The sequence below is a fragment of the Paraburkholderia sp. J11-2 genome (genome assembly GCF_905220185.1).
GTDB lineage: Bacteria > Pseudomonadota > Gammaproteobacteria > Burkholderiales > Burkholderiaceae > Paraburkholderia.
Genome location: NZ_CAJMYY010000001.1, coordinates 243283 through 260227 on the forward strand (window position 1 = coordinate 243283; position 16945 = coordinate 260227).

The 16945-nt window shown below is 60.5% G+C and carries 17 protein-coding genes and 1 tRNA gene; 13 read left to right on the forward strand and 5 right to left on the reverse strand.

Features of this window, described 5'->3' with window-relative positions; all coding sequences use genetic code 11:
- Nucleotides 1-40 precede the first annotated feature (40 nt).
- The 3 genes from U5A57_RS01100 (at nucleotide 41) to U5A57_RS01110 (ending at nucleotide 2917) form a co-directional block, all read left to right on the forward strand.
- On the forward strand, nucleotides 41-718 hold the full coding sequence (locus tag U5A57_RS01100) for a HugZ family protein (RefSeq protein ID WP_321907418.1): 678 nt from the start codon (nucleotides 41-43) through the stop codon (nucleotides 716-718).
- A 414-nt stretch (nucleotides 719-1132) separates the two neighbouring features.
- On the forward strand, nucleotides 1133-1441 hold the full coding sequence (locus tag U5A57_RS01105) for an H-NS family nucleoid-associated regulatory protein (protein WP_069265202.1): 309 nt from the start codon (nucleotides 1133-1135) through the stop codon (nucleotides 1439-1441).
- A 294-nt stretch (nucleotides 1442-1735) separates the two neighbouring features.
- Nucleotides 1736-2917 (forward strand): cation diffusion facilitator family transporter, encoded by a 1182-nt coding sequence (locus U5A57_RS01110; RefSeq protein WP_321907421.1) that lies wholly within the window; start codon nucleotides 1736-1738, stop codon nucleotides 2915-2917.
- 58 nt (nucleotides 2918-2975) lie between these two features.
- Here the strand turns inward: U5A57_RS01110 and U5A57_RS01115 are convergent, their stop codons facing one another.
- From U5A57_RS01115 to U5A57_RS01125, 3 genes are all read right to left on the reverse strand, one after another.
- Nucleotides 2976-3446, reverse strand: coding sequence for an Lrp/AsnC family transcriptional regulator (locus U5A57_RS01115; RefSeq protein ID WP_174479506.1), 471 nt, complete (start codon nucleotides 3444-3446; stop codon nucleotides 2976-2978).
- A gap of 77 nt (nucleotides 3447-3523) precedes the next feature.
- Complete coding sequence (locus U5A57_RS01120) at nucleotides 3524-4156, reverse strand: exonuclease (RefSeq protein ID WP_321907423.1); 633 nt, start codon at nucleotides 4154-4156, stop codon at nucleotides 3524-3526.
- 14 nt (nucleotides 4157-4170) lie between these two features.
- Nucleotides 4171-4815 carry an MBL fold metallo-hydrolase gene (locus tag U5A57_RS01125; RefSeq protein WP_321907425.1) on the reverse strand — a complete coding sequence of 215 codons (645 nt, stop codon included), beginning with the start codon at nucleotides 4813-4815 and terminating at the stop codon, nucleotides 4171-4173.
- A gap of 785 nt (nucleotides 4816-5600) precedes the next feature.
- Between U5A57_RS01125 and U5A57_RS01130 the strand changes: the two genes are divergently transcribed.
- Nucleotides 5601-6200, forward strand: a complete 600-nt coding sequence (locus tag U5A57_RS01130) for a septal ring lytic transglycosylase RlpA family protein (protein WP_321907427.1) — start codon at nucleotides 5601-5603, stop codon at nucleotides 6198-6200.
- A 155-nt stretch (nucleotides 6201-6355) separates the two neighbouring features.
- Here U5A57_RS01130 and rsmI read toward each other — a convergent pair whose 3' ends face one another.
- On the reverse strand, nucleotides 6356-7258 hold the full coding sequence (gene rsmI / locus U5A57_RS01135) for a 16S rRNA (cytidine(1402)-2'-O)-methyltransferase (RefSeq protein ID WP_321907430.1): 903 nt from the start codon (nucleotides 7256-7258) through the stop codon (nucleotides 6356-6358).
- A 37-nt stretch (nucleotides 7259-7295) separates the two neighbouring features.
- On the opposite strand from rsmI, the gene U5A57_RS01140 reads away from it, so the two are divergent.
- The 9 genes from U5A57_RS01140 (at nucleotide 7296) to U5A57_RS01180 (ending at nucleotide 14240) form a co-directional block, all read left to right on the forward strand.
- The gene (locus U5A57_RS01140; protein ID WP_415765065.1) at nucleotides 7296-7772 is read left to right on the forward strand and encodes a YraN family protein; all 477 of its coding nucleotides are present in this window, start codon (nucleotides 7296-7298) and stop codon (nucleotides 7770-7772) included.
- A 113-nt stretch (nucleotides 7773-7885) separates the two neighbouring features.
- Nucleotides 7886-8473 (forward strand): phosphoheptose isomerase, encoded by a 588-nt coding sequence (locus U5A57_RS01145; protein WP_233878971.1) that lies wholly within the window; start codon nucleotides 7886-7888, stop codon nucleotides 8471-8473.
- A 28-nt stretch (nucleotides 8474-8501) separates the two neighbouring features.
- A complete protein-coding gene (locus U5A57_RS01150; protein ID WP_321907435.1) occupies nucleotides 8502-9281 on the forward strand; it encodes a BON domain-containing protein in 780 nt (259 codons plus the stop codon).
- The gene (locus tag U5A57_RS01155) at nucleotides 9281-9628 is read left to right on the forward strand and encodes a c-type cytochrome (RefSeq protein ID WP_321907437.1); all 348 of its coding nucleotides are present in this window, start codon (nucleotides 9281-9283) and stop codon (nucleotides 9626-9628) included. The genes U5A57_RS01150 and U5A57_RS01155 overlap by 1 nt, the downstream gene beginning before the upstream one ends.
- 67 nt (nucleotides 9629-9695) lie before the next feature.
- Nucleotides 9696-9771, forward strand: a tRNA-Ala gene (locus tag U5A57_RS01160).
- 308 nt (nucleotides 9772-10079) lie between these two features.
- Complete coding sequence (locus U5A57_RS01165) at nucleotides 10080-11294, forward strand: tyrosine-type recombinase/integrase (protein ID WP_321907439.1); 1215 nt, start codon at nucleotides 10080-10082, stop codon at nucleotides 11292-11294.
- Nucleotides 11295-11493: 199 nt separating this feature from the next.
- Entirely contained in the window at nucleotides 11494-11703 is a 210-nt protein-coding gene (locus U5A57_RS01170) for a helix-turn-helix transcriptional regulator (RefSeq protein WP_321907441.1), read from the forward strand.
- A 432-nt stretch (nucleotides 11704-12135) separates the two neighbouring features.
- Nucleotides 12136-13776: a YfjI family protein gene (locus U5A57_RS01175; protein ID WP_321907443.1), complete on the forward strand. Its 1641-nt coding sequence runs from the start codon at nucleotides 12136-12138 to the stop codon at nucleotides 13774-13776.
- Nucleotides 13773-14240: a hypothetical protein gene (locus U5A57_RS01180; protein WP_321907444.1), complete on the forward strand. Its 468-nt coding sequence runs from the start codon at nucleotides 13773-13775 to the stop codon at nucleotides 14238-14240. Before U5A57_RS01175 ends, U5A57_RS01180 begins: the two co-directional genes overlap by 4 nt.
- Nucleotides 14241-14612: 372 nt before the next feature.
- Here the strand turns inward: U5A57_RS01180 and U5A57_RS01185 are convergent, their stop codons facing one another.
- Complete coding sequence (locus tag U5A57_RS01185; protein ID WP_321907446.1) at nucleotides 14613-16943, reverse strand: hypothetical protein; 2331 nt, start codon at nucleotides 16941-16943, stop codon at nucleotides 14613-14615.
- Nucleotides 16944-16945: the final 2 nt, after the last annotated feature.

Here is a 16945-nt window from a genome sequence, read left to right on the forward strand (position 1 = left end):
GCTCTAATATCGAGAGGATCCGCCGTTCGAGGACGCGCCCTTGAAGATTCCTGCCCACGCCCCGCTGCATTTGCTGCATCAAACGCCCACCGGCACGCTCGCCACGCACTCGCGCGAGCCGCGCGGCTTCCCGTATCCCACGCTGCTGCCATTCGCACCCGACGCGCGGCACCGCCCGGTGATCCTCGTGAGCCGCCTCGCCGAGCACACGCGCAATCTGCTCGATGACCCGCGCGCGGGCTTTCTCGTCGCGCACGCGCCGGACGCCGACGTGCTGAACGCGCCGCGCGCCACGCTGCTCGGCCGCTTCGAACCGGTCGATGCTGCCGACCGCGAAGCGAACGAGGCGCTGGCGCGGCGCTACGTGCGCTATCACCCGGACGCCGAGCGTTATCTCGCACTCGGCGACTTCACCTTCTGGGTCATGCAGATTGAGCGGCTGCGTTATATCGGCGGGTTTGGCGCGATGGGCTGGATGGAGGGCGCCGATCTCGACACGCTGGAGCCACTCGCACCCGCCGACGAAACCACGCTGATCCGCTTTTTCGAAGCCCACCCCGCGCGCCGCGCCGGACTCGATCTGGCAGGGGTGGACCGCTACGGCGCCGATCTTGTGATCGACGGCGCGCGCACACGCTTCGTTTTCGATGCGCCGCAGTTTGATTTGCAAACCTTGCATGCGGTGCTAGCGGACTGCATTGAGCGCCATATGCCCTGACGGGATTTTGTGTTCCGTGTGGGCGTTATCCGCCCGTGTATATAGCGTGTCGTCTCATGCTGCTTCGCAGCAACCCGTTTCTGTCCCCGTTGATTGGCCCAAAGTTGTCATGGGATGAAATGTTTGACGTATTTCAAAGCATTTAATTTTCATCCGCTGCTAATTATGAGATGGGGATTTATCTGGCAAATGCGAGATTTAGTAAAAATACCGATTTGCACGAAATGACAATGAGTTAGACGCTTGCTGGAAGCGACAGGATTCGAAATTTGGTTTAAATTATTTTTATTCCTTACGCGCATCCCGGCATTCAATTCTGTGTTAATCTCGCCACCGATTTCCGAGGCGCGCATCTATCAATTGGCATACTGGCGCGAGATCAGTAGCCATTAAGATCAAACCACAAGGGCACCTATGTCTTCCTACAAGGAACTCCTCGCTCAGCGAGAAAAGCTGGAAAAGCAGATTGAAGAGGCGAAGGCTCGCGAATATGCCGAGGTCCTCGACGAAATCAAGCAGAAAATGGCCGACTACGGCATCACCCTGGCAGAACTCGGTGGCGGCCGCGCCAGCGCCAAGGCCGCAAAGGCAGCCAGCCGCTCGCGTGCAAGCGTCGCGCCGAAATACCGCGATCCCGACAGCGGCAGCACCTGGTCGGGCCGTGGCAAGCCGCCGCGCTGGATCGCCGGGCAAGACCGCGATCGTTTTCTGATCCAGAAGTAAATCAACTTGTCAGCGGCGCGTTTGAACGCGCTGCGCATGAGTCGAAGCAGAAGCGGAATCAGGCAAGGTATCGCCTGATTTCCGAAAAAAAGAAGCCGCGCAGTCCGGGGACGCGCGGCTTTTTGATTTTCTGCACCGCGCCAGGTGGGAACGCGCAGTACCCACGGCTTGAATGAGAATGCTTCCTGGTATTGTAGGCATCTGATTTAAAAGAGATTTTTAGGGGAATCCATAAAATCGACGCATCCGGTCGCTACAATCGCGGTTATTCCCTAATTTGCTCTCTCGCCGCGCATGACTGCTTCCGTCGCCCCACCGTTATCAGATAAACACGAAGTCGCGCGCCGGACCACGTGGGTCAGCGTTGGCGTCAATAGTGTTCTGGTGGTGCTGCAAATCGTCATCGGCGTGATTGCGCATTCGCAGGCGTTGATCGCCGACGGCGTACATTCACTGGCCGATATTGTTTCCGACTTTGTCGTGCTGCTGGCCAACCGGCATAGCGGCGCAAAGCCGGACGCCGATCATAACTACGGCCACAGCCGTTATGAAACGGTCGCGTCGTTATTCCTCGGCGCATTATTGATTGCGGTGGGCGTGGGCATGCTGGTGCGCGCCGGCACGCGCATCATGAATCTCGGCGATATTCCGGCGCTGCACGTGAGCGCGCTGGTCGTTGCACTCCTCGTGCTGGTTTCCAAGGAAGGGCTCTTTCGCTACATGCTGCGCGAGGCGCAGCGCGTGCGCTCGGCCATGCTGATCGCCAATGCGTGGCATGCGCGCTCGGACGCGGCTTCGTCACTCGTGGTGGCGATCGGTATTGTGGGTAGCCTCGCGGGCGTGCGGCTGCTCGATCCGATCGCGGCGGCCATTGTCGGCTTTATGGTCGCGCGCATGGGCTGGGTGTTCGGCTGGGACGCGCTGCAGGATCTCTCCGACCGCGCGCTCGACGAAGCCGCGGCCGCCGACTTGCGCGCGCTGCTGATGGGGACGCCCGGCGTTCTCGACGTGCACGAGATGCGCACGCGCAAGACCGGCGACCTCGCGCTCGTGGATGCGCACATCCTCGTCGATCCGCTGATTTCGGTTTCGGAAGGGCATTACATTGCGGAGACGGCGCGCGCTCGCCTGCTCACCGATCCACGCGTGCTCGACGCGCTGATACACGTTGATCCCGAAGACGACATGCATGTGCGCTCCGTGGCCAATCTGCCGCCGCGCGACGACGTGTCGGAGCGCTTGCGTAATGCGCTGGCGCAGCACGACGTGCATGTCGAAGCGGTGACGCTGCACTACTTGAGCACGGGGCTGGAAATTCAGGTGGTGCTGGCGGCGGCCGACGACGCGCGCCGCCTTGCCTCAGTGGACCTGGATGCGCTGCGCGCGCGCCTGGGCGCGAGCAAGCTCGACGTGATGCAGTCGCTCGATGCACACGGCACGCTGGCAACGCACGACAAACCGCGCGAGACAGATTGAATCGCGAATCGCGAAGAGTAAGCGGCGCGGCAAAAAACACCGCCGCGCCTTCGCGGCTTCAAAGCGGCAATTGCGTGTCGAACTTGATTTCCCGCAGCACGACGCTCGTGCGCACCTGCGCCACGGCGGGAATGCGGAAGATGCGCTCGTGCAGGAAGGCGTCATAGGCCTTGATGTCGGGCGCAACGATCTTGAGGATGTAGTCCGATTCGCCCGTGGTGCTGTAGCACTCGGTGACTTCGGGGCAGGTGGCGATCTCGCGCTCGAAGGCTTCGACGCCGCCTTCGGTGTGTCGCGTGAGATGGATATGCGCGAGCGCGCAGACGTGCAGGCCGAGCTTCTCGCGATCGAGCAGCGCCGTGTAGCGCTGGATCACGCCCGACTGTTCCATGTCCTTGATTCGGCGCCAGCACGGCGTGCTGGATAGCCCCACCTGGTCGGAGATTTCCTGCACCGAGCGGCGCGCGTCGAGCTGCAGCAGGCGCAGGATCTTCTGAGAGAACGTATCGAGTGTCAACTGCGCCTCCATTGCGTCGCTGTATTCCTGAATGTTAGAGGCCAGGAGAACAGAACGCAATGCGAAGCGCAAATGATGAGGGAGATTACCTAATTTGCCGGAGCGCTCGCGGCGTTTTGCCCTGAGTCGTCCCCATCAGCGGCTAGCGCGGCTTGCTGCGCGCGCAGGTCGGCCAACATGTTGCAGAAGAGGGCGCCTTGCTCGATCGCGTCGTCGAGCGCGACGTGCGTGTGCGGATGGTCGTCGAACCAGTGCTTCGGAAAGCGCGGCTTGATGCACTTGCGGTACGGCAGGCCCGTCATCGCGAAGGCAAGCGTCTTGATGTCGAGCGCCGACCACGAGAACGGGCAGCGCCCGGCGAAGCGCATCATGTACCAGAACATGAAGGTGAAATCGAAGCCCGCCGGCATGGCCACGAACACGGGCTTGCCGGGCAGCGCCTCCACCCATTCCACATAGGCGACGAGCGCCGCCGCCGGATCTTGCAGATCCTTGCGGCAAGCGGCCCACGCCTCGGGTTGCGTCTCCCACCAGGCGGCTTGCACCGGGTGCGGCGCGGCGCCTTCGAGCATCTCGAGATTGGCCGAGAACGTGGCGATCAAACGCTTGTCGGCGGTGTACGCCGCCGAAGCGAAACTCAGCATCGAGTGCGGGCCGGGAATGGGACCATCGGCCTCGACGTCGGTGCTGACGTAAATCTCCTCAATGGCAGCTTGATTCATCGTACTTTTCACTCTCATCCAGGTACGCCATCTGCGACGTAGGGGTTGGAGCGGCGCTCCTCGCCGAATGTCGAAACCGGGCCGTGGCCCGGCACGAACGTGACGTCGTCGCCGAGCGGCCAGAGCTTTTCACGGATCGAACGAATCAGGTCGGCATGATTGCCGCGCGGAAAGTCCGTGCGGCCGATCGAACCCGCGAACAGCACGTCGCCCACCGTGGCGACCCGGTGCTTGCGGCTAAAGAAGATCACATGACCCGGCGTGTGCCCGGGGCAGTGATAGACCTCGAGTTCTTCGTCGCCAAAGCGCACGGTGTCGCCGTCGTGAAGCCAGCGCGTGGGCTCGAACGCCTCGGCGTGACCGAAGCCGAAGCGCACGCTCTGCTGCGGCAACTGATCGATCCAGAAGCGCTCGTCTTCCTGCGGACCTTCGATCGGCACGCCGAACTTCACAGCGAGCGCCTTCGCGCCGGCGCAATGGTCGAGATGGCCATGCGTGAGCAGCACCTTCTCCAGTTGCACGCCCTGGCGCTCGATCTCGGCCTCGATGCGCTCGAGATCGCCGCCCGGATCGACGACGGCGGCACGGTTCGTCGTTTCGTCGACGAGCAGCGAGCAGTTTTGCTGGAACGGCGTGACGGGAATCAGCGTGATTTTCATGCGGGGTTCGTGGGCGGTTTTGTGCGACTTAGGTCTTGCGGAGCGCAAGCTGCGGCGCTTCGAAAGCGACGGTGCGCGCCGGTGGCCACAGCCAAAGGATCGATTGTACCGGGGTGCAGGAAGCGCCGCCGACGCTGCTCGCGGTGGCCTGAATCCCTTGTCAGACAAGGGATGCGGCGGCGCAAGACAAACGGCTTTGTTACATCAATAGTGAAAAATCATGGAGTTTTGTGGGGCATCGGCGTGACAGGAATAACTTTTGGGTATAATGCGATCCATCACGCACGGAATTCGTGCTTTCAAAGGGCGGTGTGACCTTCGCAAAAAAAGAGGTCGCGTACACCGCCGTCAAGCAGTGCTGTCGTTGAAGACGGGCCGAAGAAGGCTGCCTTACAACAAGATAGCAAATCAGGTGTCGAATACGTTCGACGCCGCACGTCTTGCCCAGCCAGGTGCCACGCGCCTGCAACGGCCTACATGCCGTGACGCTGGGTGGGGCCTACGCCGCCGTTCCTGTGCGCCGAGAGTTTCCGGCGCGCCTGAACGAGTTTCATCGTTCGATGGCGGCATGTGGGGTCTGGTCAGGCTGCCGGGGACAGGTTGCGCCAGACGTGAAAGATAACTAGCGGTTAGCGGCTAAATAGGGCTGCATCCGGGCATTGGCACGCGTTCGCCTTTTTCATTCCAGGCGAGCGATGGCGTAGCTTTGCCCGCGACCGCCGAAGCCTTTCCGACAACGCGCACACATGGCGCGGGACAGGCTTCGAACACGTGATGGCAATGTTATGAACCTTAGACTGACTCGACGAAGACTCGGGAGTCTCGCAGCCGTGTCCATTCTGGCCGGTTGTGCCATGCCGCCTGCCCAGCAGGACCAGGCATCCAGCGACGCTCTTCGCACGAAGGACGCCGCCTTCACCGCGCCGCAGGGCTACGGCTCCGCGCTCGCCGCGCTGCCCGCATCGGGCACCGCCAAGGACAACTCGCTCGCGAACGCCGATGCGATCGACGAGAACAGCCCGGACGTTCACTCGTTCCACCAGACCGGCCGCGCCTCGTGGTATGGCCGCGCGTTCCACGGCCGCCGCACTGCGAGCGGCGAGCGCTTCAACATGAAGGCGCTCACCGCTGCGCACCGCACGCTGCCGCTCGGCTCATACGTGCGCGTGAGCGTGCCCGGCACGTCGAAGTGGGTGGTGGTGAAGATCAACGACCGTGGCCCGTACGCGCGTGGCCGCGTGCTCGACCTCTCGTATGCCGCCGCCAGGCTCCTTGGCGTGCAGCACGCGGGTACGGCGAAGGTGGACATCGAAGGCCTCACGCGCCAGGAAGCGAAGGCCGCGCAAGCGGAGATGGTTGCCGCGAACTCGAGTATCGACAACTAAGCGCGTTCGTTTGGGCGTGGCGCTGAGTGCGCCGCGACGCGCCTGAGACTGAACCGCCTTGTAGCGTTGGATGTATATACGAAGGGCCGCCTGATTGACGCAGGCGGCCCTTCGGTTTTTCTGGCTCGTGTTTTTGGCTGTTATCGGCTGGCGGCTCAGTCGTCCGCGTCTTCCTCGCCTTCACCCTTCAATTCGAGCGCACGTGCGTAGAGCGCGTTACGCGACGCGCCCGTGAGCGCCGCCGCGATCTTCGCCGCGCCCTTCACCGGCACTTCCTGCAGCAGCACACGCAAGAGCGCGTCGTGATCGGCTTCGCCTTGCGCCTGCTCGCTCGCGCCTTCCACTGCGAGAACGAACTCGCCGCGCTGATGGTTTGCATCCGCAGCGAGCCACGTTGGCGCTTCGGCCAGGGTGCCGCTCCAGAGCGACTCGTGTAGCTTCGTCAATTCGCGGGCGATGAGGATGCGGCGCGCGGGGCCGAACGCATCGGCGAGCGACTGCACGGTTTCGACGATGCGATGCGGGGCTTCGTAAAACACCATCGCGTGCGTATGCGCGACGAGCGGCTGCAAAGCGGCTGCGCGTTGCTTGGGCTTGGGCGGCAGAAAACCGAGGAACGTGAACGTCGACACCCAGTCGCCGGCCGCGGAAAGCGCCGTTGCGAGCGCGCTTGCGCCGGGCAGCGGCACGACGTTCAGGCCGGCGGCGCGCACGGCGTCTACGAGCTTGGCACCCGGATCGGAAATGCCGGGCGTGCCCGCGTCGGAAACACAGGCCACGCGCTCGCCCGCGCGCAGAAACTCGATCACGCGTTGCGCCGCTTCACGCTCGTTGTGCTCGTGCACGGCGACGAGTGGCTTCGAAATACCGTAGCGCGCAAGAAGCTGGCCAGTGTTGCGCGTGTCTTCGGCGGCGATGCGATCGACGAGACCGAGCACGTGCAGCGCGCGCAAGGTGATGTCGGCGACATTGCCAATGGGCGTTGCCACGACGTACAGCGTGGCGGCCGGATACTGCTGGGCCTGTGCGAGTTCGAAGGGGGACGAGAGGGACGTCATGACACGGAACGCGCGAATGCAGGAAAAGAGGCCGACATTGTGCCACGCGGGCGCGAACGCACCCGAGCGAAGCGGCGCGAACGAACGCGTACGCGCAGACAACTTTAGTGCGCGAGCGCAGTCGAATGCCAAACGCCGCGCGACAGGTGCGCGTTTCGAAGCGCATGCGCTAGCGTTTTTGCGGCGCGAAGGGTTGGAGCTTGTCGCGCGCAACGTGAATTGTCGAGGTGGCGAACTCGATCTCGTGATGCGCGAGCGAGACGGCACGCTGGTGTTCGTGGAAGTCCGCGCACGCGCGCGGCCGGAATTCGGCGGCGCGGCGGCAAGCGTGGGGTGGCGCAAACAGCAGCGCGTTCTGCGCGCGGCGCGCTACTTTCTAGCGACGTGGCAACCCGCCGATGCAAGTGGTGAAGTGCTGACGGCGCCCGCGTGCCGCTTCGACGTGATCGCGTTCGAGAGCGGCCGGCTCGTGTGGCTGCGCGACGCGTTTCATGCAGAAGCCCACGACAGCTAAAACTGAGGCAATAAAAACAAGGGTGAAAATGAACGCCCTCGAGTGCGCTAAACTTGCGGCACGCCGCAATACGCGGAAATTTTGCGATACCCGCAGTACAGATTAGAGAGTCGATGTCCGTCGAACGCATTCAACAGCACTTCCGCGATAGCGCAGCCATTACGCTCGCGGCCATGGAAACCCTGGCGGTCCCAATTGCCGCCGCGGTCGATACGATGTTCGCCGCGCTGGCGAACAGCAACAAGATCCTTGCATGCGGCAATGGCGGCTCCGCTGCCAACGCCCAGCAACTCGCCGCCGAACTGATCGGCCGGTTCGAGCGCGAACGCCCGGGCCTGCCAGCGCTCGCGCTGACCACCGACGCCTCGGTGCTCACCGCCGTTGCCAACGACTACGCGTACGAGCAGGTATTCGCGAAGCAGGTGCGCGCGCTCGGCCAGCCGGGCGACGTGCTGCTCGCCATCACGACCTCTGGAAACTCGGTGAACGTGCTGGCCGCCATTCAGGAAGCGCACGAACGCGAGATGGTCGTGATCGCGCTGACCGGCAAGGGCGGCGGCGACGTGAACAGCGTGCTCGCCGATACCGACATTCAGCTGTGCGTGCCGAGCGATCGGACGGCGCGTATTCAGGAAGTGCATCAGTTAACACTCCACTGCCTGTGCGATGGCATCGACGCGATGCTGCTGGGCGAAGACTGACACCGTAAGACGAAGAGAGGGGAAGTTGATGAGCAGATACGGCATGACGCGCGCGCTGGCACGGACCACGCTCACGATCGGCTTCGCAGCCTCGCTCTGCGCAAGCCTGCAGGGCTGCTTCCTGGCGCTGGCGGGCGCGGCGGGCGGCACGGCGCTGGTGGCAACCGACCGCCGCACGGTAGGCTCGCAAACCGAGGACCGCGAGATCCAGGTGAAGGCGCTGGCCGATCTCGGCAAACAACTGCCCGATACGGCGCACGTGAACGTGGCGGTGTTCAACCAGCGCGTGCTGCTCACGGGCGAAGTGCCTGACGACGCCTCGAAGCAGAAGGCCGAGAGCATTGTGCGAGCCGTGACGAATGTTGGTTCGATCGTGAACGAACTGGCGGTGCAGCCGGCTAGCTCGTTTTCCTCGCGCGCGAACGACTCGTACCTCGAAGGACGCGTGAAGGCGGAGCTGATTGCCTATAAGGACATCTCCGCGAACAATTTCAAGGTGGTGAGCGAGCGCGGCACGGTTTATCTGATGGGGCTTGTGACGCCCGACGAAGGCAACATCGCTGCCAACGCGACCGCCGGAGTGATGGGCGTGACGCAGGTGGTGAAGTGCTATCAGTACATCGATCCGCAACAGGCGGTGGCGACGGCGGCTGCGGCCAGTGCGCCGGCGGCGGCGCCTGCCGCCGATGCGCCAACGGTGGGAGCGGTGCCGGATTCGGGGGTGACCTCGCAGCCTATTGAGCACCAGGCGCCCGCGCCAGTGACGAATTCTTCGGCTACGCGGCCGGGGAATGCGGGGGCTATGTGATGCGAGGTTTGGTTGGTGGTTTTCTTGCGGCGGCGGTGGTTGCTGGGGCGGGTTTTGGAATTGCGTCGCCGGCGTTAGCTGCTGTGGCGGATGGGTTGAAGGTGGCTCAGGCTAATGCTTGCATGGGGTGCCATGCGGTGGATCGCAAGCTTGTTGGACCTTCGTTCAAGGATGTCGCTGCGAAGTACAAAGGCGATGCCGCCGCGCAGGCCAAGCTGGAGAAGAAGGTGCGCGACGGTGGGGCCGGGGTTTGGGGGGCTATTCCTATGCCCTCTCACCCTGGGATGAGCGCCGGCGATATTCAGTCCGTTGTTGGCTGGGTGCTCGCTGGGGCGCCTTCGAAGTAGGTTTGCGAGGGGTCAAATTTGACGCTTGGCAAAACTGAAAATGTGTGTGTAGAATCGGTGGTTCGTTGGGGCGGTAGCTCAGCTGGGAGAGCGTCGCGTTCGCAATGCGAAGGTCGGGAGTTCGATCCTCCTCCGCTCCACCAAGAATACGTCTTAAGTAGTCTAAGAAAGTCCGCAAACCCCGCAGCCATCAAGGCTTGCGGGGTTTTTTGTTTCTAAGACTGTCTAGCATTTTCCATTGACATCTGCCCCCACCGGGGGAAAACTCTTGGGGCAACTATTGGCTTTGCCGGGGCAGTATTCCCCAATCGCCGCTGGCTGAGGCTGCCATAAAGGGACGAGCCAGGTTGGCGCCGGCGCGTATCGGTTTCCGCCGCGTACCTGGATACCAGAAACCGCTGAGCTGCGCACCGCACTTGGCGTCGCGGTGCGTACCCGTCAAGGAGTGACGATGGCATTGACCGACGTAGCCGTTCGCAACGCCAAGCCGAGGGACAAGCTTTATCGTCTGTTTGACGAGCGCGGCATGTACCTGGAAGTTTCCCCTACGGGCGGTAAGTGGTGGCGCCTTAAGTACCGGTTCGCAGGCAAAGAGAAGCGGCTGTCGCTCGGCGTGTATCCCGACGTGGGTTTGAAGGAAGCACGGAATCGCCGGGATGCCGCTCGCAAACATTTGGCCGACGGTCTCGATCCAAGTGTTGAGCGCAAGGTTCAGAAGGCAATGTCGGCCGAGCGCGCCGCCAATAGCTTTGAGGCCGTGGCCCGTGAGTGGTTTGCGCGACAGTTGCCTGGTTGGGCTTCCAGCCACTCCGACAAAATCATGGGGCGCTTGGAGAAGGATGTGTTTCCTTGGCTCGGCGAGCGGCCAATCGCCGAGATAAAGGCTCCTGAAGTGTTGGCGGTGTTGCGCCGAGTGGAAGCGCGCGGTGCCCTCGATACCGCTCACCGCGTCCATCAGAATTGCGGCCAGGTGTTCCGTTATGCCGTCGCAACCGGGCGGGCGGAGCGCGACATCAGTTCTGATCTACGCGGCGCGCTTTCGCCTGCGCGGCACACCCATTTCGCGTCCGTGACTGAGCCGGCCGATGTCGCGAGCCTCCTCCGGGCGCTCGATGGCTTTCGAGGAACATTTGTCGTTCAGTGCGCCCTGCGCCTCGCTCCGCTTCTGTTCGTTCGCCCGGGCGAGCTGCGTACCGCAGAGTGGGCGCAGTTTGACCTCGACCAAGCGGAATGGCGCTATACCGTTTCCAAGACGAAGACCGAGCACCTTGTGCCCTTGTCGACCCAAGCTGTTGCGATACTCCGCGACCTTCACGCGCTTACTGGACGTGGTAAATACGTCTTTCCGGGACGTGACGTCAAAAAGCCGATGAGCGGTGCCGCAATTAACGCCGCGTTGCGGCGTATGGGCTTCGACACCAAGACTGAAATCACCGGGCATGGATTTCGAGCGATGGCGCGCACCATCTTGCACGAACGGTTGCGGTTTCCCGGTGAGGTGATCGAGCAGCAGCTTGCGCATAAGGTACCCGACCCGCTCGGAAGGGCGTACATCCGCACGAAATTCATCGATGACCGAGTTGCGATGATGCAGAAGTGGGCCGACTATCTCGACGAACTCAAGGAGGTTGGGGCAGTCGCGAAAGGCGAAGGCACAGATGTCTGAGGAGTGCTTGACTGTTACAGACAGTGTGGTAGAGTGCCACTATCGAGGTATCGCTGAATAGGTGCTGCGAATACTTCTGATCTAGGCCCGCTAACGCGGGTCTTTTGCTTTGTAGAGGCCGGTGTGTCCATAGGGACCGCCGGCCTTTTTTCGTTAACGACCCGCCCAAAGTGGCGGGTTTTTTTTTGAGAGTCCAAAAATGGACGAGCAAAAGCAGACCCTTCTGACCGTCATCCGGCTCAAGCAAGTAATAACGGCTACTGGCTTGCCTCGCAGCACCATCTATGCGCGCATGAAAGCCGGAACGTTTCCCCGTTCGGTTCAACTGAGCGTACGTTCGGTGGGCTGGCGCCGTGGTGATATTGACTTGTGGCTCGCAAACCCGGCCGCATACAAGGCGGGGGAGTAGGCGATGGACTATCTCAGTTCGCCCGCATCGAAGCTGCTTGGCCGCCTCGAAGGTGTACGCGCCAAGGGACACAATCGCTGGGTCGCGCGGTGCCCGGCGCACGGCGACCGCACGCCCTCGCTTGCCGTTACCGCAAGAGACGATGGCGCCCTGTTGTTGCGCTGTTTCGCCGGTTGCTCTGTTGCCGAAGTCGTTGGCGCCGTGGGCCTTGACCTAGCCGATCTTTTTCCCCCGCAACAACCCGGCGTTCACGCTTCGAAGCCTTCAAGGCGCCCCTTTTCCGCCGAACAAATACTATCTGCGACCAGGTTGGAGCTTATGGAGGTGGTAGTAATCATCGGCGCTATTCAGCGGCGCGGACTCGTTACAGATGGCGAGCGTGCGCGGCTGCATCGGTCTGTTTCACGTCTCATGGTCGCAGGGGGCTAATTCATGACTAATCCGAGCGAAAGTGTAAATCTGGCCTTGCTTGACGACGCCGCTTACGCACTGGAGCAATTGAGGCACGAGCCGGCCGCGAGCGAAACGGTGCATGCTTCATGCGCCGCATCAGTGAATGTCGATGTCGTGAGGGCGAGCTCGGCAATCGAGCGGGAGTCGATGGAATGGCCCCAGCCGCAACCGCTTGTAGAAGCAGTTGTGCCGCTTCCATACCCGGCCGAAAGCCTGCCGCCGTGCATTCGCGAGGCCGTGAATGAGGTATGCAACTTCGTCCAGGCACCATTGCCGCTCGTTGCATCGTCCGCAATTGCGGCATTGAGCCTTGCGATTCAGTCCCATGTGGACGTTAAGCGCGCGGACCGCTTGGTTGGGCCTGTTGGCCTGTACTTGCTGACCATCGCGGATAGTGGCGAGCGCAAGTCGACCTGCGACGGCTTCTTCGTGAAGGCTATCCGTGACTACGAGGCCGAACAGGCGGATGCGCTGAAGCCAGTACTAACGGAGCACGCCGCCGATATGGCCGCATGGGACGCAAAACGAGGCGGGTTGACGGACAAAATCCGTACGGAAACGAAGAGCTGTAAGCCGACCGCCCCATTGGAGGCCGAACTGCGCGTTTTGGAGCAGTCGAAGCCTGAGCAGCCGAGGGGGCCGCGCCTGATCTACTCGGACGCCACACCTGAAGCGCTCGCCTATTCGCTTGGCCGGCAATGGCCGTCGGGCGGCGTAGTTTCGTCTGAGGCGGGCATTGTTTTCGGTTCGCACGGCATGAGTTCCGAGAGCGTAATGCGAAACTTGGCGATGCTAAATCAGCTATGGGATGGCGCCGCTTTGAGGATTGATCGGCGTACGTCCGATTCCTATTCGGTGCGCGGCGCAAGGCTGACGGTTGCGCTTCAGGTGCAAGCCGCGACTTTGGAGGCGTTCTTCGAGAAGTCTGGAGATTTGGCGCGTGGAACCGGCTTTTTAGCGCGGTTTCTTATCGCTTGGCCCGCGTCAACGCAAGGCTACAGATTGTTCCGCGAGGCGCCTGCGGACTGGCCGAATATGGCCGCGTTCAACAGGAGGATCGCGGAGCTCCTGCGCGCTCCGATCCCGATTGACGAAAGCGGTGCGCTTGATCCCCCTTTGCTGGAATTGTCGCCCGAAGCAAAGGCAGCATGGATCGAATACCACAACGCGATCGAGGTTCAGTTGAGGGATAGCGGCGATCTTGCCGACGTGCGTGACGTTGCGAGCAAGTCGGCGGACAACGCCGCGCGGATGGCGGCGCTCTTCCACGTGTTCAGCGGTGCGGCTGGACCGATCGGCGTGGATGCTTTCGATAGTGCATCAAGTATCGTTGCGTGGCACTTGAGCGAGTCTAAGCGCTTCTTCGCAGGAATGGCGGTCCCAGAGGTGGAAAGAGACGCAGCCCGCCTCGATGCATGGTTGATCGAGCGTTGTCGCGCTGAACACACTCCGGAAATCGATAAGAGTCGTGCAATGCAATACGGTCCGCTTCGCAAAGCAGACCCGTTGAGTGTGGCGTTGCGCACGCTGGAAGATCGGGAAAGGGTGCGCGTCGTGAAGAGAGGGAGGAAAACCGTGATTCACGTTAACCCTGCACTTCTAACCGGGAGCATGCAATGACTTTGGCTGATTTGATCTATAAGAAGCGTCGCATGATGGACGCTAGCGCTAGTGTCGCTAATCCTGCTAATCACGAATTCAATGCAGGGCAGACCGTTAGCGAGTTTAGCGACCTTAGCATTAGCAGCGCGACGCAGATCGACCTCCCGGATGAGACTAACACGGCTTCCGTCGACGAAGCGAAATCTGAGTGCGAGTCTTCTAGCGGTCTCTTTTTGCCCTGGGGGCCGTATCTCTCTGCCGATGATGTGATCCAGCTTCGCGGTGAGTTGGTGGGCATGATCGAACGGCTTTCGAATCTTGAGCGATGGCCGCATTCGACTCGCGATGCAATAGTTCGTCGTGCAATTTATGGGCCTTTAGCCGACCTTCTGCCAAACATTGCTCACTTTCGCGAGCGCGTTGAAGCTGCTCAAGCGAATGCGGCGGCTTTCACGCGATGGAGCAACGAACGTGGCACATGACGCATTCGATGGCAGGCACGATGCGTGTCCAAGAAACTGGCAATAGGCGACCGAGCGGCCCTTCATGTCGCATCATTGATCTTTTGAGTTAGGGGGCGAACAGTGGCTTGTGTCCGGCGCCTATGTCCGGCGCTTCTGTGGCCGGGCCCCCTAGGGGGTGCGCAATCGCTAATCCGCTTCACGACGCGATCGTGGGCATGGCCACATTTTTACGGCCGCGAAATTGACATAGGAGATACGGACATCGGAGTTTCAGCGTGGTTTGCGAACGGAGCCGGCGTCCCAATCCTGTATCCCTCGCTCGCCTCAGTCGGAGCAATCAAACGAGACAAGTAGGTGACGTCGGTTCCTTATGACGCCACCTACGCTCCTTCACTTAAGATCTGCTACCAACGCAGCCGGCGAATTGAAAGTTTTTGCGCGGACGCCAACATTCCGCTTCTGGATCAGGGTGCACCCTTCCTTCCCCCGCTGTTGCGGCCTACCGTTGGCTCCGATTACGTAGTTACCCTGTAAGACTAAGGCGACGCGAATCTTGAGCGGCAGGTCATCGATGTCGGAAACGCCCATCATCTTAGAAAAGATAGCGTCGTTAACCAAGTGAGAGCCTTTGGGGTCAATCGCCCAGATGCACGACGTTGACCAAAGGAGGAAATCGGGATAGAAATTAGTTGTCCCTTCCCCGATTTCAGGAATTGGGATGCCATATCCCGTTTTGGATGGATTGCGGCACCAAGGAGTACCGAGCGAATCCAACGCCTCTGCAATCGCTAGTTCGAACGGATTAAACCCGTTGTACTCGTGATGGAGCGCATGGGTGAAGGAGTGAACACGGTAGCGCGCCCGTCGGTCAGGATCATCCGATTGCAAGTCAGGTGAGACAAGGTTGAACGGCTTAACTTCGTAAACTTGGTCGGGCTCATAGACAAGTCGGAATTCGTCGTTGAGCTTAGCGACCATCGTCTCGACGTTTTGATTGAGCATTTGCATCGCACGCGATCCAAACTGCATTTTTTGCTTTAGGCGTGGATCTGCTTTGACAAACGGCGTAAAGCACGTGCCGTTTTTCTTGGCGATTCTGGCGTCTCGCGCGCCCAATCGCGCCACGAGATAGTCCCAGACGATAATCTCCGCGTTATCGTTTCTCAGCTCTTCTTTCTTCAGTTCTCCGTCTTCGGCATTCTGACTTAGGTCAAGAACGCGCGTCGAGACTTTCCCTGCTGCGTGCAGATCCTCTGGAGCGAAAAGCGGCACATTCGATAGAAGGATCTCATCAAGTACCTTCAAATCTTCGCCGAATGATTCTGCAACCTTCGGTATCACGATGGTTTTTTTTGCAGTCGACTCTCTCGAATCTTGAGGCCGGGAACTGGTACTTTTGATAGAGATTATCTCGTAGCCATCCGCGCCAAGTTCGCTCTGCGTAGTTCGTACTAGATCCGCAAATTCGCTGTCTGGCACGTTGAAATAGAAGTACGCAGAGTTTAAATCGCCATCGTCAAATGGTTCGGCATTCGGCTGCCTAAGAAAGCGACCAATCTTTTGACTAATGTCGATGTTGGATTTGCCCGCACCGTCAAGGTAAGCCACATAGGCCCACGGTTCGTCCCAACCCTCGCGCAACGAGAGATTCCAAATGATGTGGGTGTATCCCTCTCTATGAAGCGCTTCCGGTGTCTTTTTCGCCTTGTGAGTATCGATTAACGCGCCCCAAGGTGCATTGGGATTTGCGTTTGCAAGTGCTGCGTCGACATTTGCGAGGTGAACTGCGACCCGACGGGGATCGACTTTGAGACTCTGAGTTAGCGCCTCCCAAACCTCCAAGCCGTCGAGCGTAGAGTTCACGATGCAGCACATTATCGGCCAGTTGCTGTGTGCTCTAAGCTTTTCACTTAACTGAAACCATTTGTCGTTTGCCTCTTTGAGCGCGTCGAGACGTGTGGTATTGCAGTCCACTAGGTAGAGCCGAGTCTTAAGCAGCCCGGCCTTTACTACTTCCCGCGTCGGCACCGTGACTGTTTGCGCATTTAGGGACGCCGATTTTTCGGCGATCGTGTTCCCTGGCAGAAGATGTGCCAAGTCGTCTGAAAGATCAGAGGCGGAGGCCAAAATAAATGCCCGCGGATTGAGTTCAGAAAGGCGTGAAAATTGAGCTTTTGTGCCGCCATGCGCTTCGTCGTAAACGATATAGAGCGGGCGGTGACGCCCTTCGGCCGTGTTGCCGGCGAGCATGTCCCAGTGCGTTCCACCGCTGCGGTCCTTATGGACGTTTAGTGCGTCACCGTCGCGATTAAAGAGGGCGACGGTAGACAGCACTATAGTAAGCCCCCGTTTAGCGGTACAAATGCTAGCCCAGTCGGCCGTCGATAAATCTGATAGGTCAACGATCTCAACGTCTTCGGGTAGAAGCTGTGAATATCGCCCGCCGGAGCTCAGGTTATCGGCAGTTTGCGAAATGACAGCCCCACGATTCGTTGTCCAGAGAACGATCGCGTCGCCGAGCTTGCTTGCAGTAAGCGCAAGCATCGGAGTCTTTCCGCTGCCAGTTATAGCCCGAAGCCGACAGAGAAACGGAAGCGCATTTCCGGTGTCTGGGTCGAAGCGTCGCTTATAAGGCGGCGCAGGATACGTTGCTAGCATTTGACCGAGATCACCAGCGGCGCGCAGCTGGAATGGTTTTAGATTGTTCGAAGTGAGATTCACAG